This is a genomic window from Comamonas sp. FUJ_7, assembly GCF_057369555.1.
This window is the reverse complement of the sequence record NZ_JBXXZI010000014.1, coordinates 44376-64533: the sequence shown is the minus strand read 5'-3', so window position 1 is coordinate 64533 and position 20158 is coordinate 44376. Positions and strand designations below refer to the sequence as shown.

Sequence of the window (20158 nt, the reverse complement as noted above, 5' to 3'; positions counted from 1 at the left end):
CGTATCCATTGCAGCACATACGCATACAGCTATACTTTTTACATAGAAACCCCAGCGCAATTTGCCAGACACTGCGCACACGGATGGAAGCGAGCTGCTGAAGCTCCTCCTTCAGCATTGCCTCTATAGTGACAACGTGCCGGCGGCTTTATCAGCCGCCAATCCGCGCCAGTCCTGGCTTCGCTCCATCACACACACCATGCAAAATCCTTGCATCCAGCTGCTGCGCTGGCTCGTAGCACTTCACCTCTGCATTGGCTTGGCAATGGCCGCCGAGCCGCTCTCCACCAACAGTGATGTGCAAGCAGCATCAATGCAGCAAATCCAGCAGGTTTCCGATGCGTTGGACGCGGTGCGCAAATCACTGGACGACACCGACTCTGCCGAGACATTGCAGGCGCTGTCCGAAAAAGCACTCAAGTCCAAGCGCGACGCCGATGCTGCCGTCTTGGCGCTGGAGCCTTTGCTGAAGCAACTGGACGCCCGTATCGCCCAGCTGGGAACGGTGGAAGAGGGAGCAGAAGAAACCCCTGAGCTGACCCAGCAACGCAAAGACCTGAACCAGCAGCACAGCGACCTGGACTCCGCGATCAAACGCGGCAAACTGCTGGCCGTTGAAGCCAAGCAGGCCGGTGACAGCATTGAGAAAATTCGCACCCAGCAGTTCAACGAGCAAATTGCCCGCAAAGTGGCCTCCCCGCTTTCGCCGTCGCTCTGGAAAAAATTTGCTGCCGATATTCCGCAGGATCTGCAACGCATTCACGGCCTGATTCGCCAAGGCCAGGCCACGTTCTCCGCCGCTATCGCAGAGCATGGCTGGAAATGGCCTGTACTGGACGCTGTGGCCGCTCTGATCCTGATGTTCCCTCTGCGCATATGGCTGCGCAGGCTGGGCCGCCACTTTGCCGCCTCTAAAACTGCGCCCAGCGGCCGCCTGCGACGCTCCGGCCTCGCGGTATGGATGCTGCTTGTGGGAACGGCCCTGCCGGGCCTGGCCAGTCTGGTTTTCATCGAAAGCCTACGCTCCATCGATGCCATCGCACCGCGCTTGGAGCTGGTGGCTGATGCCTGGATCAAGGGCAGCTTTGTCTCAGCCTTTTTCCTGTCCATCAGCGCCAGCCTGCTGGCCCCCTCTCGCCCCTCCTGGCGTCTGCTCAATATTGACAACGAGGCCGCCCCCAAGCTCACACGCCTAGCTTGGGGCGCTGCAGGTCTGACCTGGTTCTCGCTGATGCTCAATGCGATTGACATTGCCGCACGCACCAGCACCGTCAGCAGCGTGGCACTGGATGGGCTGATCGCCCTGACCTATGTGGCCCTCATCATTTCCACCCTGGTCGTCATCAAGAAGCAGCGACAGCGTCAGCAGGCTATTTATCTGGAAAAAGCCGCGCAACACCCCGGCGACCACCGCCCCGCAGCCACCAGCAACTGGCTGATGTTTGCCTGGCTGGGCGGCCACTTGACCGTGCTCGCGGCCTTGGTCGCAGCCTTGATCGGCTACCTGAACTTCTCCGTCTTCGTCGCCACTCAAATGGTGTGGATCACCGTCGTGGTACTGGCCACCAGCTTGCTGATGAAGTTTGCCGACGACCTGTTCAGCTGGATCAACTCTCCCGAGAGTCGAACCGGCAAAGGCATTGCTCAAGGTACGGGACTGAAGCCCGCTCATATAGAGCAGATCGGTGTCTTGCTGTCGGCCTTCACCCGGTTGTGCCTGTTGCTGCTGGGCCTGCTGGCCCTGACGGCTCCCTTTGGCAACTCCAGCACCTTGCTGGCCCTGACCGACACCCTGACCAAGGGGCTGCCCATAGGGGATGCCGTTCTGCGCCCCATGACCATCGTGCGCGGCCTGGTAGTGCTGGTGCTGGGCCTGACCCTGTTTCGCACACTGCAGCACTGGCTGGTTGATACCTATCTGCCCAAGACCGAGCTGGACATTGGGGCACGCAACTCCATCAGCACCGTGGCCCGCTATGCCGGCATCACGCTATCGGCCCTGTGGACACTGGCCGCTCTGGGTATTGGTTTCGAGAAGGTGGCACTGCTGGCAAGCGCCTTGTCCGTGGGTATCGGTTTTGGTCTGCAAGCCATCACCCAGAACTTTGTCTCGGGTCTGATTTTGCTGGCGGAGCGCCCCGTGAAACTGGGCGACCGCGTTCGCATCGGCGATCAGGTGGGTGATATACGCCGCATCAGCGTGCGGGCTACCGAGATTCAGACCGATGACAAATCGACCGTCATCGTGCCTAACTCGGAGTTCATCACCAAGTCCGTGCAGAACCTGACCATGGACGGCGCGCTGGGACGCATCTCGATTGCATTTTCCGTGCCTCTCAACACCGACATCGTCAAGCTGCGCGAAGTGTTGCTGGGCCTGTATACCGAGCATGAGGCCGTGCTCTCCACCCCGGCACCCGCCATGTATGTGGACTCCATCAATGGCAGCGTGGTCAACATCACCAGCTTCGGCCATGTCTCCAGCTCGCGCAATGTCTACAGCACACGCAGCGATCTGCTGTTTGGCCTGCTGCAGCGCTGCGCCGAGCAAAAAATTGCACTGGTGGCCGCCACCGATATCAACCTGATCCAGCCTGCCACAAAGCCGGCTCCCATTCCTGAGGCCTCCACACAAGAGCAGGCTAACCACCGCTAGGCTGAGCTTTGTTCTGCAGTTGCTCTCGCAGCTGCAGAGCATGCTGCCAGACACGCTCATCAAACAGCAGCTGCATGTGAGCAGCATCATCCACCTGATAGTTCTTGGCCCCCGCCAGCGTCGCCAGATGGGAGGGGAACACGATGTTGTCGCAGTCGCTGCTCCAGCAACTCATACCGACTTCTGCAGGCAAGGGCCCCAGCTGTTGCAACCAGTCGCTGGACTCTCGCATATCCACCGCTGGCAATCGCCTGGCCCAGCGTGCCAGCCAGGTGCCGCCATGTGGCGTGGCCACCGTCATCACATGGGCTGCATAGCGCCTGCGCTCCTCTGGGCTGAGGCGCTTGAGCCATGCCCTCACCACCAGACCACCCATGCTGTGCGCTACCAGAAGCGGAGCGCAGCCCGTAGTCTCAACAAGTGATTGAACGCATTTTTCAAGATCATCCACCATGGCATCTATAGGGCTGCCATGCGCTGGCTCCAGTGTCATGGCCGCACAAGGAATGCCACGGGCCTTGAGCTTTCGTAGCCAGACATTCCAGACGCCGCGATTGCAAAAATAGCCGTGCACCAGCACCACGCCCACCTGTCCTTGCGGCGATAGACCCAAGCTTTGGGCGCTCATTCCATCGTTCTCTGCCTGCTCGCGAAACGGGATCTGCCAGCCAAAAATTTGTACGGCACAGCTCCATTCCATCCCCCACGCACGCCAAGCCATGCGAGCAGGTGGCCTGGGCAAGCCTCGGCGGCGCAGCACTGCGCGCATCATCAACATCTGCACCCCCAGGTGCAGCGCTGCCCCGCAGGTCATCAGCACCGCACCCAGCACAGCCACGACTAAAGAGCGCGACCACCAATAGCTGCACCACAGCAGCAAGGCCAGCCAGCTCGTCATCACCACACTGCGCCAGATCCAAGTATTCAAAGCCCGCATCTCCTTGCACGCTACACCGCTGACACCTGCCTACCCAAGCCTAGGACAAGCCCCGGTAGACCCTGACAAATCGCATCCGCAGAATCAGCCGCAGCACAGATTCTGTCTGCACACCTGCCTTTTTGCTCAACCCACCGCTCACGACAATGCGCGGCTTCTGCAAGGTATCTCTTCTATGAACGCTGCTGCACCCTGGTTCAAACATTACCCACCCAATGTGCCGCACGATGTGCAGCCAGAGCAATATCGCTCGCTGGTTCACCTGCTGGAAGAGGCATTTGCCGAACACGCCGACCGGCCATTCTCTGTCTGTATGGACCGCTGGATGAGCTATGCCGAGCTGGACAAGTTGTCCGCGCAGATGGGCGCCTGGCTGCAAAGCCTGGGGCTGGAGCCCGGGGCACGCGTCGCCATCATGCTGCCCAATGTGCCCCAGTTCGCCGTCAGCATGGCCGGCGTGCTGCGGGCGGGCTTTACCTGTGTGAACGTCAACCCGCTCTACACCGCTCGCGAGCTGGAGCATCAGCTCAAGGACTCGGGCGCCACCGCCATCATCATTCTGGAGAACTTTGCCCACACCTTGTCACAGGTGCTGGAGCACACCAGCATCCGCCATATCTGCCTGACCGGCATGGGCGACCTGCTCGGCGGCTTTTACGGCAGCTGGATCACCTTTGCCGTGCGCCATCTGGCCAAAATGGTTCCGGCCTTTGACCTGCCTCTGGGATCAGGCACTGAGCAGCGTCAGCTCACCCTGTTCAGCAAAGCCCTGACTGCGGGTGCCGCACGCAAGCTCATCCCCAGCACAGCCACACTGGATTCCACCGCCTTTCTGCAATACACCGGCGGCACAACCGGCCTGTCCAAGGGGGCGGTGCTGACCCACCGCAATATCGTCGCCGCCACGCTGCAGGCTCACACATGGTTCACGCCCGCACTGGAAGGCCAGGTCAAAGCCAACGACACCCATATCGTCGCAGCCCTGCCGCTGTATCACATCTTCGCGCTGACCGTCTGCCTGTTTGCCATGCGCCTTGGCGGCAGTCTGAGCCTGATTCCCAATCCACGCGATATTCCCAAATTTGTGAAGGTGCTCAAAAAACGCCCCTTCCATGTGCTGCCAGCGGTGAACACCTTGTTCAATGCGCTGCTCAACAACGCTGACTTCCGCAAGCTCGACTTCTCGCAACTTTTTATCTCTCAGGCAGGCGGCATGGCCGCATCCGAAGGCACGGCACGCCAGTGGCAACAGGTCACCGGCTGCGCCATGATTGAAGGCTGGGGCATGAGCGAAACCTGCGCCATCGGCACCAACAATCCCGTCACCAACAAGGAATTCAGCGGCAGCATCGGTCTGCCGCTGCCCGGCATCTCGGTCGCCATCAAGGACGATGAAGGCAATAACGTCCCCCACGGTCAACCTGGCGAGCTGTGCATCAAAGGGCCCAATGTCATGAAGGGCTACTACAACCAGCCTGCCGAGACCGCCAAGGCCTTCACGGCCGATGGTTATATGCGCACCGGTGATATCGGCGTGCTGGACGACGAGGGCTATACCCGCATCATCGACCGCAAAAAGGACATGATGGTGGTCAGCGGCTTTAACGTCTATCCGAATGAGCTGGAAAACGTCATTTCCATGTGCCCCGGCGTACTCGAATGCGCCGCTATTGGCATCAAGGACGAGCAGCAAGGCGAGTCCATCAAGGTCTATGTGGTACGCAGCGACCCGACACTGACCGAAGACCGCGTCATGCGTTACTGCCAGGAGCAGCTGACCGGCTATAAACGCCCACGTCATATCGAATTCCGTGACGAACTGCCCAAGACCAATGTGGGAAAAATCCTGCGCCGCGAACTGCGATCCAGCTGATTTTTTCAGAAAATTCACGCATTTCCCTGAAGAGGCCACAACTTGCTGCTAGAATTGCGGTCTTCGGGTGATTAGCTCAGCGGTAGAGCACTGCCTTCACACGGCAGGGGTCACATGTTCGATCCATGTATCACCCACCAGTTATTGCGTGATTAGCTCAGCGGTAGAGCACTGCCTTCACACGGCAGGGGTCACATGTTCGATCCATGTATCACGCACCAGACAGAGCCTCTTGAGTCATTGATTCAAGAGGCTTTTTCTTTGTCCAATCCGGCAAGCAACCCGCTTGCATAATGGCTCTCTCGCACAAGGCATAACCTGACAACAAAGATGACTATGAGAGAGACAGCCACCTTGACCTGGGGCGACGCCCTGCTGATGGGCCATGGCCCCATGGATGAAATTCATGAGGAATTCGTGCAACTGGCAGGCCAGCTCGAAACCGCCAGCGATGCGCAATTGCCGGAGCTGCTGCAAGCCGTGGAAACGCATTTGCAGCACCACTTCGCCGAGGAAGACCAGTGGATGCTGAGTACCAACTTCCCACCGCGCGACTGCCATATTGATGAGCATGCTGCCGTACTCAAGTCCGTGGCCGAGGTGCGCGAGAAGCTGGCTGAAGGCAATGTCGCTCTCTGCCGCGATCTCACCAAAGCGCTGGTGGACTGGTTTCCCGGCCATGCCACACACCTGGACTCCGCCCTCGCGCACTGGCTGTCCAAGCAGCGCTTTGGCGGCAAGCCGGTGGTGATTCGCCGCAATATTCTGTCTTCTACCGAGCCGCAATAAGCGCCCCTGAACCACCTCACTCACGCGACAGCTGCTCAAGCAGCCTGTCTGCTAGGCTTGTCTCAAACACAAAACACCGTGCAGGAGACAAGCCCCATGCCCCCCTCTTCCACCCCAGCGCTACCACCCGGCATGACCGTGCTGGAGCGCGGCTGGTTATCCGCCAACAACATCGTTTTTGCGCCACAGGCTGACGACACCGAAGGCGCTGCCGTGGTCGATACCGGCTATGTCACGCATTCGGCCCAGACACTGTCGCTGATCGAGAGCACGCTCGAGGGCCAGCCGCTGGCGCGCATTCTCAACACCCACCTGCACAGCGACCATTGCGGTGGCAACGCAGCTTTGCAGCAAGCTTATCCACAGGTGCAGACCTGGATCGCACCGGGCCAGGCCGAGTCCGTACGAATCTGGGACGAAACCGCTCTCAGCTACGGCCCCACGGGACAGGAATGTCCGCGCTTTGCCATCACGGGTGTGCTGCAGCCGGGCAACACAGTGCGCTTGTCAGGCCGCGACTGGCAAATTCATGCGGCGCCCGGACATGACCCACATTCTGTGATTCTGTTCGAGCCCGAAAGCCGCACACTCATCTCCGCCGATGCCCTGTGGGAAAACGGTTTTGGCGTGGTCTTCCCCGAGATTGAAGGCATTGCAGCCTTTGACGAGGTGGCAGCCACACTTGATGTGATCGAGCGCTTGCAGCCGCAGCTCGTCATCCCCGGCCATGGCAGTCTGTTTACCGATGTGCAAGCGGCTCTTGCGATCGCTCGCAAGCGGCTGGCTGGCTTTGTGCAGGCTCCAGACCGTCATGCCAGCTACGCCGCCAAGGTGTTACTCAAATACAAGTTGCTGGAATGGCAAAGCATCCACCTGCAGGCTCTGCACGCCTGGATAGAGGCCACCCCTTATTTCAACACCCTGCATCAACGCTATTTCACTTCACAGACGGCGCTGCAATGGCGAGACAGCCTGATCGAGAGCCTGATCGCCAGTGGTGCCGCACAACTGAAGCGCAATGCGGCTGGAGAGTCCGTTCTCTTCAATCAATGATGCACGGTGGCGGCGACCAGCCGCATCACCAGCGGGCGCACCAGCAGCACACAGGCAAATGCCGCAGGCATGGCGATGGCATAAGCCTTGAACACTCGCCACCAGTAGCCGGGAGTTGCACCGCCATTGGCCAATGCGATGACGCAGCACATGAGAAACGCCATCACCAGCGCCATATAAAAAGCAAACACCACCGGCGTATAGCGCTTGTGCAGCTTGTAGCGTGACTTGGCTGCCACCTGCTGCACAGAGTCTCCGTCAGTCATTCGCGCTCAGCTCCTCATGGTGGCCGGCTTCACCCTGCTTCCAGTACGAAGCGATCCGCATGCGCTTGGGATGGGCACCGGGCTTGGCCAGAATGCGCTTGCGCAGATCGGCCATGGCGCGATTTTCACCAGCGGCCCAGACAAAACCCTCGCCCTCGGGCAACTCCAGCGCATCGACTGCATCGGCCAGCGAGTCCACCCACTGCAGATCCAGGGCCGCCGCACTGCTCCACTCGCGCTGATCGGCCGGGTTGCTGATCTGTGCTCGCACAATGGCACGACTGCCCGCAGGCAACTCCACCAGACGCCGCTCCATAGCAGGCAATGCAGATTCATCGCCCAGCAGCACATGCCAGTCCAGCTCGGCAAGCACGACCAGACTGCCGCGCGGCCCGGCCAGCCCCAGCCATTGACCGATCGCTGCCGTGCGCGCCCATTCCACGGCCGGGCCGGTGCCGTGCTCGGCAAACTCCAGCTGCAACGTGTGGTTGCTGGCGTCGTAGTTCAGCGGCGTGTAGTCGCGCATGGTCGGGCGCTCGCCCTCGATGTGCGGGCGTCCATCGACCATCTGCGGCAAATTGGGCTTGTCCAGCCCAACCTGGGGCAGTATGAGCTTGGTATGGTCGTCAAAGCCTGCGCTGACAAAACCGGCCAGTTCGGGGCCGCCCACGGTCAGGCGGATAAAGCCAGGGCTGATTTGTTCACGTGCCAGCAATTGCACATGGCGAGCGCGGAACTCGTGCCGTACACGTTGCATGATGGCGTTTGTTTCGATGTTGGACATGATTTTCAAACAGTTGATAAAGTCCACTAAATATCCATTAATAAGTTGACTTAGTCAACAAACAACCTTGCCCCCGATGAGTTCATCTGTCACCACCGATGTGTTTGAGCTGCTGCACGACCTGATGCACCTGTTTCGCGCACGCCTACTGCAGTCATTGCAGGAGCTTGATTCAGAGCTGACCTTCAACGAATTTCGCATCCTCATGCACACAGGCCGTCACCCCGGCATCACGCAAAAGGAACTGGTCGAGCACAGCCACACCGACAAAGCGCAGATGGCGCGTACCCTGAGCCAGCTGCAGGACAAAGGCTGGCTGCAAAGATCGGCCAGCGAGGCGGACAAGCGCGTGCGCTGCCTGCAACTGAGTGCCCAAGGCCTGGCTTTGTTTGAGCAGTTGCGCAGCAGGCGCGAGGAGATTGCAGCCCAGCTGCTGGGGAACTTTCCACCCGAGCAGCAAGTCCAGCTGCGCGCACTCTTGCTGCAGGCACTGCACAGCGCCCAGACCAAAAATTCATGCGGTGAATAAAAAAGGAGCTGCCAGCGCATGTTCATCAATGATTTCAAGATCAAAAGACATTGAAACCCATGATTAACTAGCGCTAGCAGCTCCTGATTAAGAAGCGCCCTTTGCGGCAGTTCAGAGCCGCATCAGAATTTCATGTTCGCCGTGATCCAGAAGGTACGCCCTGCCTGCGTCACGCCGGACACCGACGATCCGCCCTGGAAGTAGCTGTTCACCCAGGTTGGCGTGCCGTTGACGCTGACCTGGCTGTATTTGCGGAAGTCCTTGTCGAACAGGTTGAAGATGCTGGCGTTCAGACTCAGGTTCTTGTTGACCTGATAGCTGCCGCCCAGGTGGAACAGCGCATAGCCCTTGATGTCGCCCACGGCGTCATACACGGCCTTGTTGGCGCTGCTCAGGTTGTCGTAGGAGCCGCTAAAGCGCGGGCTCTTGCTGCGATACTCGCCGCGCGCCCACAGGCGCCACTGGCTGGTCGGTGTCCAGTCCAGCTGAACATTGGCGATGTGCTTGGCGGTATTGGCCAGCTGGCCGTTCTTGCGGCCTTCCTCGATCACCTCGCTGTTGGTCCAGGTGTAGCCCCCCTTGATAGACCAGTCCTTGCTCAGTTGCGCGCGGCTACTCAGCTCCAGACCCCAGGTCTTGGCCTTGTCCACGTTGATGGAGTAATCGGCCGTGGGGTTATAGCTGCAGCTGGAGATGGCCGAAGTCAAGCAGGAGCCGCCCGAGGCAATCTTGTCCTTCACATCGTTGTGAAAGAACGTGGCCGCGCTGGTCCAGCCTGCCTTGTTGTCGAACAAGGCCGACAGCTCCACATTGGTGCTGGTCTCTGGCTTGAGGTTGGGGTTGCCGATATTGATGGTCTGCCCCTGGCCACTGACGCCACTGACACCGTCGATCAGCTGATTCAGGCGTGGTGCCTTGAAGCCCTGGCTTACACCGCCTTTGAAGGTCCAGTTTGTCGTCGCATCCCAGACCATGTACGCGCGCGGGCTGAAGTGGCCGCCAAAGGCATCGTGGTGGTCATAACGGCCGCCCAGCGTGGCTGTCAGGCCCTGAGCCAGACGCCATTCGTCTTCGGCAAACAGCGACCACATGGTTTGCTTGTGGTTTTGCGGCAGCAGGCCATCCTTGAGCTTGGCATCCCAGACCTGACCACCCACGGTAACCATGTGCGCATCGCCCAGAGGGGCCACCAGCTTGCTGTCCAGCACCACATTGGTGGTCTTGAGTTCGCGGTCTGTACCGCCGCGTGGATCACCCACAGGCACTGCCGCGCTGGGAATGGTGCGGCCAATGGTCTCAGTTTCGGTGTGCATCAGGCTGCTTTCCAGCGTGCCAAAGCCCAGACGGCTGGTGTGACCGATGCTGACCTGATCGCGGTTAAAGCGCAGCGCGTCGCGATAACCGGGCAACGCCAAGTTGCCCTTCTTGTCGACAGGCATGAGCGCATCACGGCTGCCCAGGCGACCGTCTTCGTTGTTGTACCAAGTACGGGCCTGATCCACGTCCAGCCAGATATCGTGATAGCGGTTGGGCGTCAGCGTCAGCTTGGCTCCCAGGCTGTGCTGGCGGCTCTGGGCCGGGGCGGGGTTGCGCGCCTGTGCGGGCTGGGCGGCACCAGGGGCCAGCACCCAATCGGCCGCATCGCGGTTAAAGGTGTTGCCGCGCACGGCCAGCCCCAGCACATCCTGCTTGATGGGGCCGTTGATGTAGAAGCTGCTCTTGTACTGGTTGCCCCATTCGCTGTCTTGCGCAATGCCTGCGCCCACGCTGACCTCGCCGCCCCACTCCTTGGCAACCTTGCGCGTGATGATGTTGATCACGCCGCCCATCGCATCCGAGCCGTAGAGCGTGGACATGGGGCCGCGAATGACTTCAATGCGCTCGATGGCCGACATGGGGGGCATAAAACTGGTCAGCGCCGCGCCAAAGCCGTTGGGCGTGACGTCGCCCGCCACGTTCTGGCGGCGGCCGTCGATCAGGATCAGCGTGTAGTCGCTGGGCATACCGCGAATGCTGATATCCAGGCCGCCGGTTTTGCCCGTGCCGCCCATCACGTCAATGCCTTCCACGCCTTGCAGCGCTTCGGCCAGATCGCGAAAATTCTTGGTCTCCAGTTCCTTGCGCGTGACGACGGAGATCGATGCCGGTGCGTCTTTCAGCTCCTGTTCGAAACCGGAAGCAGAAACCACCACCTCCTCCATGGTGGATTCCTTGGCCTGGGCCAGAGCGCTAGTGCTGGCGCAGAGTGCTGCTGCAGCCAGAGCCAGCAGACGGGGTTGGCCCATAGGGGCAAGCCAAAGGGGGCGACGTGTCGCTGCGTTGGACATGATGACTCCTGACCCCAATGGCTGGGGCCGCTTTCAAAAGGTAAGACAGAGGTGCGTGGACCCATCGGGCCTGCGTATACGTGGCGACTGGTGCGTCAGCCTGTAGAGACAAAGCCGTTGAGATGTTGTGATTTATGAGCTTTGAAGGTTGCAATTATGTATTTTTGTAAACGCAAACCAATCTCATTAACCTTAACTTTGTAGGAAATTAACCTATGAAAGCAAGAATCTGCTATCCGTGTGCGTGAGAGCACTGCGTTTGCTCGGGTCTTGATCATCCTTCCGGTCTGTCAAAAAAAGCGCTCAACCCTTTTGGGGCGAGCGCTTTTTTTATGGATGACGGCTCCGTCAGGCCATCAAGGCAGGTCTTTCATGGGCTCTGGTTCATTGGTCGGGCGTGGCCCCACTGTGCCCAGCCTGGCCTTGAGCGATTGCGGCTGGCCGGTAATCAGCGCCGCATAGTTGGTGGTGTTGGAAAGCACCTTCTTCACGTAGTCACGCGTTTCCGTGAAAGGCACGTTTTCAGCCCAGATGGCGGCATCCAGCGTAGGGCCGTTGCGCCAGTTGCGTGGGCGGCCGGGGCCGGCGTTGTAACCGGCTGCGGCCATGACCATGGAGCCGTCAAAATCGTCCAGCGCCAGCTTGAGATAAGCGGTGCCGATGGTGATGTTGGTGTCGCGGTCGTTGATCATGCCGGGCGTGAAATCGGTCATGCCGATCTTGCGCGCCGTCCAGCGCGCCGTGGCAGGCATAACCTGCATCAGACCCGAGGCGCCCACACCCGAGCGGGCATCCATGATGAAACGGCTTTCCTGGCGAATCAGGCCATAGACATAGGCCGGGTCGAGACCGATGTTGCGCGACTTGGCCAGCACCGTGTCGTGATAAGGCATGGGAAAGCGCTGGCTCCAGTCGGCAAAGGTCTTGGTGCGCTCGCTGGTGTTGATGCAGCGATCCCAGACCTGTCGCTCGCAGGCCAGATCGGCAGCGGCATACAGCTCACGGTCTTCCATGCCGCCGGGCTGGTGCAGATTGGTCCAGTAGTTCCACTCGCGCACCCCTTCGCTGCGCAGCCCCATGCTGATCGCATACAGGCTACGGCGCAGGCCGGGGTTGGCACGGGCAGCGGCCTTTTCTTCCGCCGTCAAGGGCGCGGGCGCGGGCGGCACGGTGATGCGCTGGCCAATTTCCTCCAGCGCCAGTTGTTCATAGAAGCTGCCCGTGCCTGCCGTGTCCTCCAGCAACTGGCGGGCTTCGGCCTTTTCCTCGGCGTTGGGACGGCCTGCCAGCATGGCCTTGGCCTTCCAGTAAGCCCAGGCAGGGTCGGTTCGCTCGCCCCCCATGGCATCGATGGCGCGGCGCACGGCCTTCCAGTCACCGGCACGCAGTGCGGCACGGGTCTTCCAGCTCAGCAGTTCATCGCTCAGGTCTTCATTGCGGCGCACCTTGCTGAAGTAGGTGTGGGCATCAGGCGAGAGTCTGAAGGCCGCCTGCTTGCCAGCCACGGCCCAGGCCCAGTTACGCTCCTCGCCAGTGAGCTGGGCTCCCCAGCCGCCTTCAATCTGCGCGGCAGCAGCGTCGGGGGCGCTGGCCGCCATGCGGATCAGCGCCAGCAGCGCCAGCTCCTTGCGCTCGCGACCACGCGCCTTGCTCTGACCTGCCAGGTATTTGGCGGGCGAGGCAAACACCTGCGCCACCTGGTCAACGGACTCGGGTGCGACGATGGCCACGGCATCGCGCACGGCCTTTTGGCGGTTGTTCTCTGCAGCCACTCGGGCGCGACGCCAGACATCGTCTTCGCTGATCAGCTTGCTGGCATACATCTGGCCCGCGGCCGTGGTGCAGCCGTCATCGGCATCTCGCTGCGACATCCACAGCTCTCGCACCTGCTGGCCCACATTGGGCGCTGCGCGGCCCTGGCTGGCATCGACCAGCAGCGCGTAGCAAGTGACGGACTTGTCATCACGCATGCGAAACTTCGGATAAACCTGAGCGAAGGTGCTCCAGTCGCGCTGCTTGCCCAGCAGCAGCAGCCAGTCGTTGCGCAAACGGTCTTCCTGGTAGGTGCCCGCATAGCGGGTCAGAAAGCCCTGAATCTCATCGGGAGCAGCGGTTTCCAGGCGGTTCTTGAGCTCCCAATATGCCGCCCAAGGCTCCAGCGGGTGGCCGCTGGCCTGCGGCAGTAACTGGGTCAGGGCCTGCTGATTGCGCGCACGGAATGCTTTTTGCATATCCAGCAACACGGCATCACCAGAGTTTTGTGCCTGCGCAAAAGGAGCAGCTACAGTCAGCATGGAAACCGCACAAAGCGGTGTCAAAATCTTCAGCCAGTGCATGGAGGAAATTACCCGATGGACAAAGCAGCGTTACGCCGCAAGTTGATTGAATTGCGCCTCAACCTTCCAGATCGCCTGCAGCGCGCCGATGCACTGCAGCAGGTGATGCGCTTTTGGTTGATGGAGCGGCCCGATACCGTGATTGGTGCCTATTGGCCCATCAAGGCTGAGTTTGACCCGCTGCCAGCGCTGCATCGCTGGAAAGAAGATGGCGAGCTACAGGGTACCCCACAACGGCGCAAGATTGGCCTGCCCGTTATCGATAAGCAGCGTAAGACACTGAGTTTTCATGCCTGGTACCCCGGTTGCCCCATGGAAGAAGATGCCTATGGCATTCCCAAACCCAAGGATACCGAGGTGCTGGAGCCCACGCTGCTCTTTGTGCCCTGCGTGGGCTATGCCGCAGGCGGCTATCGCCTGGGTTATGGCGGCGGCTTCTACGACCGCACGCTGGCCGAACTCACTCCCCGTCCATTTACCGTGGGCCTGGGCTACACCAATGCCTATGTCGATGACTTCCAGCCCGAGGCGCATGATCTCCCGCTGGACGCCATCCTTAACGACAACGGCGTGGTCTGGCCCGTATAGGAAGATGTTGACGCTCTAAAATCAAGCACTGCCACCGCAGCCCACAGATTAGGTTCGGTGGGCTTGACAACTGTCCTTCATGAGTCGCCCTAACAAAAACATCCCCCAGCGCCGCTATCGCCCGCGCCCTCCCCTGACCGTCATGCAGCAGCCGCTCACGCGTGCAGAGGTGCAGCGCCTGCAGTCCCATATGCGCCGCCACGGCCCGCGCAGCCTGACGCCCGGTCAGCACAATGCCATCTGGGACTTTCTGTTCGACCTGCCGGAAAGCCACGCCTGGCTGGGCCATATGACAAGCCAGATTCAAGCCGGACAACAAGCGCTGCGCCCCGCGACCAAGGCATGAAGCCGAAGCTGAGCCCGACAGAGCAGGCGCTGCTTGCGCAGTATCAGCGTCTGCCCACAGGGCGCTGGCACTTTCTGAACCTGCTGGCGGTGGAGGTCGTGCCGCCCGCCGTCTTTGTCGCACTCTGGGCCTTCACGGGGCGGGAGCTGTTCTTGCTGCTGCTGATTGCCGTGCTGGTGCTCTTCAATGTGCTGCGTGTCTTGCGGCAACGCCGCACACGGGCGCTGCTGGCCTCGATGGCCGGCAAGCTCAAGACGGAAGATGGTGATTGAGGGAGCCCGAGCTTCTCCTCTCCTCAAAAATTGATAGCTGCCACCGCACATAAAACAAAGGGTTCAAGGCAAAAATACCTTGAACCCTTTTACTATTGAGCGCTTGCAGCTATCAATTTTCAAGATGCCTGGCTGGCGCGCCAGTTCTGCCAGCCCGATGCGCGCAGCTCGCAGGCCGGGCAGCTGCCGCAGCCATAACCCCAGTCATGCAGCACATCGCGCGTACCCTGGTAGCAGGTGTGGGTCTCCACACGAATCAGCTCCACCAGCGCGCTGCCGCCAAGGTCGTGTGCCAGTTGCCAGGTCTGGGCCTTGTCCAGCCACATCAGCGGGGTGTCGATGCGCATGCGGCGCTCCAGCCCCAGGTTCAGCGCCAGTTGCTGGGCCTTCATGGTGTCGTCGCGGCAGTCGGGGTAGCCTGAGTAATCGGTCTCGCAGACGCCGGTCACGATGACCGTGAGGCCGCGTCTATAAGCCAGTGCACCGGCCAGCGTCAAAAACAAGAGGTTGCGCCCCGGCACAAAGGTGTTGGGCAGGCCGTCGGCCTGCATGGCAAAGGCCACATCGTCGGTCAGCGACGAGCCGCCGATCTGCTTGAGCACATCCAGCGACAGCACATGGTCTTCGCCCAGGCGCGGCGCCCATTGCGCAAAGCGCTGTACCAGCTGCTCGCGCACACCGGCGCGCACCTGCATCTCCACGCTGTGGCGCTGGCCATAGTCAAAGCCCAGCGTTTCCACACGCTCGAACATGGACAGGGCCTGCGCCAGGCAGGTGGTCGAGTCCTGCCCACCTGAAAACAGTACCAGCGCGCCCTTGTGGTGGCCTGCGCCAGCCACGTTTGCAGAAGAAATGGATGTATTTGCCATAGGCCGCAATTACATCATCAGCCACGGCACTCGCCCCGGTTCATGGGCATCAACACACAGACCGTAACACCCAAGCTTGATAAGCTGGAAGGGCCTGTTCATCTCCTGCGAGGAATGCGCCATGAAGCTCTATATCGGCAACAAGAATTACTCGTCCTGGTCCATGCGGCCCTGGGTGCTGATGCGCCAAAGCGGCATCAGCTTTGAAGAAGTCACGCTGCGCTTTGACAGCTTTGCGCCCGGCTCCAGCTTCAAGCTGCAGGCGCTGGCCCTCGCCCCCACGGGCAAGGTTCCGCTGCTGGTCGACGAAGGGCTAATCATCTGGGACAGCCTGGCGATTTGCGAGTATCTGGCCGAGCGCTTTCCCGAAAAGCACCTCTGGCCACAAGCTGTTGCACAGCGAGCCCGCGCACGCAGCCTGGTCGCACAGATGCACAGCGGCTTTGGCGCGCTGCGCAGCCTCTGCCCCATGAATATCGAAGCCCAGCTGCAGGAGGTCGGTGCCCAGCTCTGGGCCAAGCATGCCGATCTGCGCAGCGATATGCAGCAGCTCGAAGAGCTCTGGATCCCGCTGCTGAGCGCCGCCAACGGCCCCATGCTGTTTGAGCAGTTCAGCATTGCCGACGCTTTTTTCGCCCCGGTCTGCATGCGCATCAACTGCTACGGCCTGCCAACCTCGGCCCCCGTGCGCGCCTATGTGCAGCGCGTCACCCAGCTGCCCGCCACCCAGGAATGGATGCAGGCCGCGCTGGCCGAGCAGGACTTTTTGTCGTTTGAAGAGCCTTACCGCACCCAGCGCTGAAGCCAACAAGCGTCTGGCGCCGCAGCGCGCAGCCACTACCATTGCAGCATGAGCGAATTCAAGGTTTACAAGGTCGGCGGCGCAGTGCGCGATGCATTGCTGGGCCTGCCCGTCCACGACACGGACTGGGTGGTGGTGGGCGCCACGCCCGAGCAGATGACGGCGCGCGGCTTTGTGCCCGTGGGGCGCGACTTTCCGGTGTTTCTGCATCCCAAGACGCATGAGGAATATGCGCTGGCCCGCACCGAGCGCAAGAACGGCATGGGCTATCGCGGCTTTGTGGTGCACACCGCCGCCGATGTGACGCTGGAAGAAGATCTGGCCCGGCGCGATCTCACTATCAACTCCATAGCTGCTCCCGCAGACTGGACAAGCGCTAGCGACCCAAAAGACCTAGTAGACCCCTACAACGGTCAGCAGGACTTGCAAAGCAAGGTGCTGCGCCATGTGACCGATGCCTTTCGCGAAGACCCGGTGCGCATTCTGCGCCTGGCCCGCTTTGCGGCCCGCTTTACCGATTTCACCGTTGCGCCCGAAACCCTGGCGCTGATGCGCGAAATGGTGGCGGCTGGCGAAGTCGATGCCCTGGTGCCTGAGCGCGTCTGGCAGGAAATCAGCCGCGGCCTGATGGAGGCGCAGCCCTCGCGCATGTTCAACATCCTGCGCGACTGCGGCGCGCTGCAGCGGCTGCTGCCCGAGCTCAACAAGCTCTGGGGCGTGCCCCAGCGTGCCCAATACCACCCCGAGGTGGACACCGGCATTCACGCCATGATGGTGCTGGACATGTCCGCCCGCCTGCAGGCACCGCTGGCCGTGCGCTTTGCCTGCCTGTGCCATGACTTTGGCAAGGGCACGACGCCCGCCGATGTGCTGCCCCGTCATATCGGCCACGAGCAGCGCAGCGCCCGCCTGCTGCTGCAGGTCTGCGACCGCTGGCGCGTGCCCAATGACTGCAAGGAACTGGCCGAAGTCGTGGCCCGCGAGCACGGCAATATTCACCGCAGCAGTGAGCTCAACGCCGCCGCCCTGCTGCGCCTGCTGGAGCGCTGCGACGCCATCCGCAAGCCCGAACGGTTTGAAGAGGCGCTGCTGGCCTGCGAATGCGATGCCCGTGGTCGCCTGGGTTTTGAAGAAGCACCTTACCCGCAGCGCCAGCGCCTGAGTGGCGCACTGCAGGCCGCACTGGCCGTGGAAACCGCACCCGTCGCACAGGCTGCCGCGCAGCGCGGGCTCAAAGGCAAGGCCATTGGCGACGCTGTGAGCCAGGCGCGCGAGCAGGCGATTGCGTTGCAATTAACCTCCCCCTGAAAATGCCCCGCTCCATGACAGATTTACCCGATCTGCCCGAACGCTGGCAAGGCATCACCGACCCCGGTGTGTATGACCGCGGGGTGAACTATTTTTTGCAGAACAAAGTGCAAGAAATAGACACCCCCAGCGCCGCGCACGAGCGCTATTTCATCGTGCAAGGCAGCGCACAGTACGACGTGATGCTGGACTTGCAACAGCCGCTGCGCAGCTATTGCGACTGCCCCCACGCTGAATCGGTGGCGGTCTGCAAGCACATGGTGGCCGCTTGGATGTCTGCCCACGCAGGCGCACCGCCTGCCATCCTGCGCACCGCCGCTGGCAAAACGGCCAAGGCCAGCGCACGCCTGCAGGAGATGCAGGCCAATGTGGATTTTTTGCAATCCCGGTCCGCCGAGCAGCTGAGTCAGTGGATTGGCGAGCAATGCGACCGCGACCCGCAACTGGCCAAGCAACTGAGCCTGTGGCGAACCAGCACCTTGAACAGCCCGCAAACGCCCGCCCAGTGGCGCAAATACCTGACGCAAGCCATGCCCCAGCGTCGGGATTTGTATGGCCGCGAGCTGCAGCGCTGGGCCACCGATGCCCAGCAAGCGCTGCAGCCGCTGGCGCAGCAACTGCCGCTCCAGCCGGGCAACATCCGGGCCGCCGCCACCATCGCGCTGATGCGCCTCTATAAGTTGTGGGAGACCGCCGATGACTCGCAGGGTCAGCTCCACGACTTGCACGATTGGCTGCGCGATCTGCTGCTGCAAAGCCTGAGCGCGGAAGCGCCGCCGGCCAGCTGGCTCAAAGACTGGATGGCTTTGATGCAGGCCGACCCCATGGGCGACTGGAACGAGCAAGGCATTCTGACGCTGGGCGGCACGGCGCTGCAGCAGGCTTACTACCAGCAGGCCATTGCCGCATGGCAGCAGTGGTGCCAGGACCACCCAGGCAGCACGATCAAACCCAGACGCGGTTACGTCTCTGATGACTGGATGCGCTCCCGCGAGCGCAGCACGCTGCGCAAACGCTACTTGCTGGCCATGAAGGCCAGTCTGGACACGCCCGGGCTGATCTTGCTGATGCAGCAAACCGCCCAATCCGAGAGCGACTGGACGGAGGCAGTGGCGTTTTGCGAAGCCCAAAATCACCCACGCGAAGCCATGGCCTGCGTGCAGATGGGTTTGCAGGCGCACCCGGATCATCTGGGGCTGCAGACGCAGTTGCTGCACTGCTACCAGCGCGACGGCTGGGATGAGGAAGCGCTGGCCTTGGCGCAAAAACTGCTGCGCCAGCGCCCCGATGACCTGAAGCGGCTGGATGCGGTGCTGCAATGCGCCGCTGCACTGGGGCAAAGCAAAGAAACGGCTTTGCAGGCCGAAGTGGCCTATGCGCTGACGCGAAAGAGCCTGAACATTCACGGGAAAGAATGCACCGACATCAGCGCCCCGGTTCACTGGCTGCTGCGCGAGGACCAGTGGCAGCAGGCGCTGGCCTTGCTCGATCAAGCGCAGGTGTTTTGCGATTCAAGCACGCGGCGCAAGCTGGCCTTGCACCTGCCCGCCGGACAATACCCACGCGCCGTGCAGCTCCTGCAAGAGATACTGGAGCAGAACATGCCTTCGGCCTACAGTCCTTATCAGGAAGAGCTGCAGCTGGTGCGCCTGATCTGGGCGCGGCTGCCGCCAGAAGCGGTCACGCCTTGGCTGGAAGATCTGCGCCAGCGATTTCAGCGCAAGGTCAACTTCATCAAGGGGCTGGCAGCGCTGTCGTAGCTCGCAGCATGCAAGCCCTCTGATTGCGCCCCTGAACAACTGCGCCTTTTGAGCGCGCTGGAGGTCTGCTGGTATTGCGCAAACAAGCTCCTGCGTAATACTGGCAGCCATGCATCAGAGAGACATTCTGAAACTGCTGCTCTCTAGCGCCCTGATCGCGCCACTTGCCGCCATGGCCCAGCAGGTCTACCGCTGCGAAGCCAATGGAAAAATTGGCTATTCACACGAACCCTGCGTAGGGGCCAAGGCCATAGACACCACGCCAACGCAAGGCATGGACAAGATGACAGGTCAGACCAAGAAAGGGGCCGATGTCCAGCGCGATGAATTCCGCAGACAGCTTGGCACCCTCTCAAGCACCGTGACAGGCCTCAGCCCGGAAACGCATATGCGCCTTGCGCAACGGCAAAAGCTCTCTCGCACCGCTCAACTCGAATGCGCTGCGTGGGACGTAAGACTGCCAGCAATCGAGGAAACCGCAGCAAAGGCCCACTCTCACGAGAAAGAGCAGGCCGAGGCCAGCCTGTTCAAAGCGCGCAAAGCCTTTAGGGATCTGCGCTGCTGATTGAACTGCCCTGTACTGGCCTATCCCAAGCCAGAGACGGCGAGCAAGCGCCGCCGCGCACCGAGGCAGGCGCCCCCTTGGTGGAAGGCGCGCTGCGC

Annotated in this window: 18 protein-coding genes and 2 tRNA genes; 14 read left to right on the top strand and 6 right to left on the bottom strand. The window is 61.1% G+C overall.

Going from position 1 to position 20158, the window contains the following annotated elements:
* Window positions 1–313 precede the first annotated feature (313 nt).
* Complete coding sequence (locus AC2I9W_RS16765) at window positions 314–2656, top strand: DUF3772 domain-containing protein (RefSeq protein ID WP_486411059.1); 2343 nt, start codon at window positions 314–316, stop codon at window positions 2654–2656.
* Here AC2I9W_RS16765 and AC2I9W_RS16760 read toward each other — a convergent pair.
* Complete coding sequence (locus AC2I9W_RS16760; RefSeq protein ID WP_486411058.1) at window positions 2643–3593, bottom strand: esterase/lipase family protein; 951 nt, start codon at window positions 3591–3593, stop codon at window positions 2643–2645. The two genes, AC2I9W_RS16765 and AC2I9W_RS16760, sit on opposite strands and share 14 nt — an antisense overlap.
* Window positions 3594–3768: 175 nt before the next feature.
* Between AC2I9W_RS16760 and AC2I9W_RS16755 the strand changes: the two genes are divergently transcribed.
* The 5 genes from AC2I9W_RS16755 (at window position 3769) to AC2I9W_RS16735 (ending at window position 7308) form a co-directional block, all read left to right on the top strand.
* Entirely contained in the window at window positions 3769–5466 is a 1698-nt protein-coding gene (locus AC2I9W_RS16755; RefSeq protein ID WP_486411057.1) for an AMP-binding protein, read from the top strand.
* 65 nt (window positions 5467–5531) lie between these two features.
* Window positions 5532–5606: transfer RNA gene (locus AC2I9W_RS16750), tRNA-Val, on the top strand.
* Window positions 5607–5612: 6 nt separating this feature from the next.
* Window positions 5613–5687: transfer RNA gene (locus tag AC2I9W_RS16745), tRNA-Val, on the top strand.
* Window positions 5688–5802: 115 nt separating this feature from the next.
* Window positions 5803–6255 carry a bacteriohemerythrin gene (locus AC2I9W_RS16740; RefSeq protein WP_486411075.1) on the top strand — a complete coding sequence of 151 codons (453 nt, stop codon included), beginning with the start codon at window positions 5803–5805 and terminating at the stop codon, window positions 6253–6255.
* Between the two features lie 96 nt (window positions 6256–6351).
* Entirely contained in the window at window positions 6352–7308 is a 957-nt protein-coding gene (locus AC2I9W_RS16735) for an MBL fold metallo-hydrolase (RefSeq protein ID WP_486411056.1), read from the top strand.
* Here the strand turns inward: AC2I9W_RS16735 and AC2I9W_RS16730 are convergent.
* Together AC2I9W_RS16730 and AC2I9W_RS16725 are read right to left on the bottom strand one after the other, a co-directional pair.
* Complete coding sequence (locus AC2I9W_RS16730) at window positions 7302–7574, bottom strand: DUF2798 domain-containing protein (RefSeq protein ID WP_486411055.1); 273 nt, start codon at window positions 7572–7574, stop codon at window positions 7302–7304. The genes AC2I9W_RS16735 and AC2I9W_RS16730 overlap by 7 nt on opposite strands.
* Window positions 7567–8358, bottom strand: coding sequence for a siderophore-interacting protein (locus tag AC2I9W_RS16725; RefSeq protein WP_486411054.1), 792 nt, complete (start codon window positions 8356–8358; stop codon window positions 7567–7569). Before AC2I9W_RS16725 ends, AC2I9W_RS16730 begins: the two co-directional genes overlap by 8 nt.
* 76 nt (window positions 8359–8434) lie before the next feature.
* On the opposite strand from AC2I9W_RS16725, the gene AC2I9W_RS16720 reads away from it, so the two are divergent.
* The gene (locus AC2I9W_RS16720) at window positions 8435–8887 is read left to right on the top strand and encodes a MarR family winged helix-turn-helix transcriptional regulator (RefSeq protein WP_486411053.1); all 453 of its coding nucleotides are present in this window, start codon (window positions 8435–8437) and stop codon (window positions 8885–8887) included.
* 122 nt (window positions 8888–9009) lie between these two features.
* Here the strand turns inward: AC2I9W_RS16720 and AC2I9W_RS16715 are convergent, their stop codons facing one another.
* Window positions 9010–11214 (bottom strand): TonB-dependent receptor domain-containing protein, encoded by a 2205-nt coding sequence (locus AC2I9W_RS16715; RefSeq protein WP_486411052.1) that lies wholly within the window; start codon window positions 11212–11214, stop codon window positions 9010–9012.
* Window positions 11215–11570: 356 nt separating this feature from the next.
* Window positions 11571–13550 carry a lytic transglycosylase domain-containing protein gene (locus AC2I9W_RS16710; protein ID WP_486411051.1) on the bottom strand — a complete coding sequence of 660 codons (1980 nt, stop codon included), beginning with the start codon at window positions 13548–13550 and terminating at the stop codon, window positions 11571–11573.
* Between the two features lie 15 nt (window positions 13551–13565).
* On the opposite strand from AC2I9W_RS16710, the gene AC2I9W_RS16705 reads away from it, so the two are divergent.
* From AC2I9W_RS16705 to AC2I9W_RS16695, 3 genes are all read left to right on the top strand, one after another.
* A complete protein-coding gene (locus AC2I9W_RS16705) occupies window positions 13566–14138 on the top strand; it encodes a 5-formyltetrahydrofolate cyclo-ligase (protein WP_486411050.1) in 573 nt (190 codons plus the stop codon).
* Window positions 14139–14217: 79 nt separating this feature from the next.
* Window positions 14218–14484: a hypothetical protein gene (locus tag AC2I9W_RS16700; RefSeq protein WP_486411049.1), complete on the top strand. Its 267-nt coding sequence runs from the start codon at window positions 14218–14220 to the stop codon at window positions 14482–14484.
* Complete coding sequence (locus AC2I9W_RS16695) at window positions 14481–14756, top strand: hypothetical protein (protein ID WP_486411048.1); 276 nt, start codon at window positions 14481–14483, stop codon at window positions 14754–14756. Before AC2I9W_RS16700 ends, AC2I9W_RS16695 begins: the two co-directional genes overlap by 4 nt.
* A gap of 119 nt (window positions 14757–14875) precedes the next feature.
* On the opposite strand, the gene queC is transcribed toward AC2I9W_RS16695, so the two are convergent.
* A complete protein-coding gene (gene queC, locus AC2I9W_RS16690; protein WP_486411047.1) occupies window positions 14876–15625 on the bottom strand; it encodes a 7-cyano-7-deazaguanine synthase QueC in 750 nt (249 codons plus the stop codon).
* Between the two features lie 121 nt (window positions 15626–15746).
* On the opposite strand from queC, the gene AC2I9W_RS16685 reads away from it, so the two are divergent.
* The 4 genes from AC2I9W_RS16685 (at window position 15747) to AC2I9W_RS16670 (ending at window position 20060) form a co-directional block, all read left to right on the top strand.
* Window positions 15747–16427, top strand: a complete 681-nt coding sequence (locus AC2I9W_RS16685; RefSeq protein ID WP_486411046.1) for a glutathione S-transferase family protein — start codon at window positions 15747–15749, stop codon at window positions 16425–16427.
* A gap of 48 nt (window positions 16428–16475) precedes the next feature.
* Entirely contained in the window at window positions 16476–17735 is a 1260-nt protein-coding gene (locus tag AC2I9W_RS16680; protein WP_486411045.1) for a multifunctional CCA addition/repair protein, read from the top strand.
* Window positions 17736–17749: 14 nt separating this feature from the next.
* Window positions 17750–19495 carry an SWIM zinc finger family protein gene (locus AC2I9W_RS16675; RefSeq protein WP_486411044.1) on the top strand — a complete coding sequence of 582 codons (1746 nt, stop codon included), beginning with the start codon at window positions 17750–17752 and terminating at the stop codon, window positions 19493–19495.
* Window positions 19496–19604: 109 nt separating this feature from the next.
* Entirely contained in the window at window positions 19605–20060 is a 456-nt protein-coding gene (locus AC2I9W_RS16670; protein WP_486411043.1) for a DUF4124 domain-containing protein, read from the top strand.
* Window positions 20061–20158 lie beyond the last annotated feature (98 nt).